This window comes from Mesorhizobium sp. M4A.F.Ca.ET.020.02.1.1 (assembly GCF_004022645.1).
GTDB lineage: Bacteria > Pseudomonadota > Alphaproteobacteria > Rhizobiales > Rhizobiaceae > Mesorhizobium.
This window is the reverse complement of sequence record NZ_RZOI01000960.1, coordinates 1-1,884: the sequence shown is the minus strand read 5'-3', so window position 1 is coordinate 1,884 and position 1,884 is coordinate 1. Positions and strand designations below refer to the sequence as shown.

The window sequence follows — 1,884 nt, the reverse complement described above, 5'->3', positions numbered from 1 at the left end:
CCGCGCGCGTCCCCGCGCCAGTCCGACATCATGATCGTCGCCGGCACGCTGACCAACAAGATGGCGCCGGCGACGATCATGATGTCGGACTGGCGCGGGGACGCGCGCGGCGCGACGCCGAACCTCTCCGCGTCATAGCGCGGCATCGAGGTGTGGATCATCTCCACCGCGCAGCAGGCGAGGCCGAAGGTCATGAACATCAGCGAGCCGCTGCGCGCCCAGGTGATCAGCGCCTCAGTGGAGGTGACGAGGAAGCCCTTGTCGGCCAGCTCGTTGTTGATCTCGAGGAAGAACGGGTCATCCTGCCCCACCGGCCGGCCGGTGTTGGGATCGATGATGCCCTTGGGCTTCGGCGCGACGAGGGTGCCTGAACTGTCGTTCAATCCCATTCCAGCGCTCCTTTTTTCCATTCATAGGCAAAGCCGATGGTCAGCACCGCCAGAAACACCATCATCGACCAGAACCCGAGCATGCCGATCTTCGAGAAGGACACCGCCCACGGGAACAGGAAGGCCACTTCCAGATCGAAGATGATGAACAGGATCGACACCAGGTAGAAGCGGATGTCGAACTTCATTCGGGCGTCGTCGAACGAGTTGAAGCCGCATTCATAAGCGGAAAGCTTTTCCGGATCGGGGCTGCGGTAGGCCACCAGGAACGGCGCCACGAGCAGCGCCAAGCCGACGACAAGCGCCACGCCGATAAACAGGACGATGGGCAGATACGAACTCAAAAGTGCGTTCATGCTGCGGCTTTCCGTTGGCGGTCAATCCACGTTGATTACAGCAAGCGATCCTATTGCGGAAGCGTGACAGATTCACCGCTGAACCGTTTTAAGGGCCTATGCTGCAACGCGGCGAGGGTTAGCGCAGCGCTTTCGGCGAAGCAAGTCAAACCTTGTTCAAAACGCGACGCTCGACGCCTTATCGAATGAAACTGGTCCGATCCGCTCCTGTTTGATTTCCTTCATTTTTTACTCCACTTTTCTCTCCTGACATATCTCCCGCCATTTGCCTGCTAGCATGGCCGGAATCAGGAACCGCAAATGCGGGCCAAAGGATCAGGACAAGGCTTCCGGATGAAGGAAAGATATCTCTCACCATGGCCAGGCGCATCGCGCTCGGCGCGCAGGGTTTCACCGACCCGCAACCGGCCGGCACGCCTGATCGCCGCCACCTCGCCCGCGTTCTCTCCCGGACCGGCCTGCTCCAGATCGATTCCGTAAGCGCGGTGGTCCGCGCCCACTATATGCCGCTCTATTCGCGCCTCGGCCCCTACCCGCTGGCGCTGCTCGACAATGCCGCCGTAACGCGCAAACGCAAGGTGTTTGAATACTGGGCGCACGAGGCCTCCTTCCTGCCGGTCGAGACCTGGCCGCTGCTGCGCTGGCGCATGCTGCGCGCCGAGCGGGGTGAGGAAATGTATCTCGGCCTCGCCAAATGGGGCCGCGAGCGCAAGGCGATGATCGAGGAGATCTACGGGCAAGTCGCCGAACGCGGGCCGATCGCCGCCTCCGACATCGAGGGCCACAAGGGCAATGGCGGCTGGTGGGGCTGGAGCGAGGCCAAGCACGCCTTCGAATGGCTGTTCTGGGCCGGCCGCATCACCACCGCCTACCGGCGCGGCTTCGAACGTTACTACGACCTGCCGGAGCGCGTGTTGCCGCAGGCGGTCCTCGACCTGCCGGTTCCCTCGGTCGAGGAAGCGCATCGCGAGCTGCTGCGCATTTCCGCCCGCGCCCATGGCATCGCCACCTATGGCGACCTGCGCGACTATTTTCGCCTGGCGCCCGGCGACACCAAGGACCGGATCGAGGAACTGGTCGAGGCGGGCGAGCTGCTGCCGGTGCGCGTCGAGGGCTGGGACAGGCCCGCCTATCTCCAC

2 protein-coding genes and 2 pseudogenes are annotated in these 1,884 nt (G+C 63.0%); 2 read left to right on the top strand and 2 right to left on the bottom strand.

From position 1 onward, the window contains the following. A pseudogene (locus EN742_RS33645) lies at positions 1-72 on the top strand (NADH-quinone oxidoreductase subunit B); the annotation flags it as partial. On the opposite strand, the pseudogene EN742_RS33640 reads toward EN742_RS33645, so the two are convergent. Both EN742_RS33640 and EN742_RS33635 read right to left on the bottom strand, forming a co-directional pair. Further along, positions 66-389: pseudogene (locus tag EN742_RS33640) on the bottom strand (NADH-quinone oxidoreductase subunit B); the annotation flags it as partial. The pseudogenes EN742_RS33645 and EN742_RS33640 sit on opposite strands and share 7 nt — an antisense overlap. Continuing rightward, entirely contained in the window at positions 380-745 is a 366-nt protein-coding gene (locus tag EN742_RS33635; RefSeq protein ID WP_126054017.1) for an NADH-quinone oxidoreductase subunit A, read from the bottom strand. The gene EN742_RS33635 and the pseudogene EN742_RS33640, both read right to left, overlap by 10 nt. Positions 746-1,101: 356 nt before the next feature. Between EN742_RS33635 and EN742_RS33630 the strand changes: the two genes are divergently transcribed. Then, positions 1,102-1,884 (top strand): crosslink repair DNA glycosylase YcaQ family protein (locus tag EN742_RS33630; protein ID WP_148670465.1); only part of this gene is annotated, 783 nt, incomplete at its 3' end.

What these genes read in the sequence shown, in the direction of transcription:
- EN742_RS33635 (WP_126054017.1), bottom strand. Translation starts at nt 745, where the DNA reads ATGAACGCACTTTTGAGTTCGTATCTGCCCATCGTCCTGTTTATCGGC.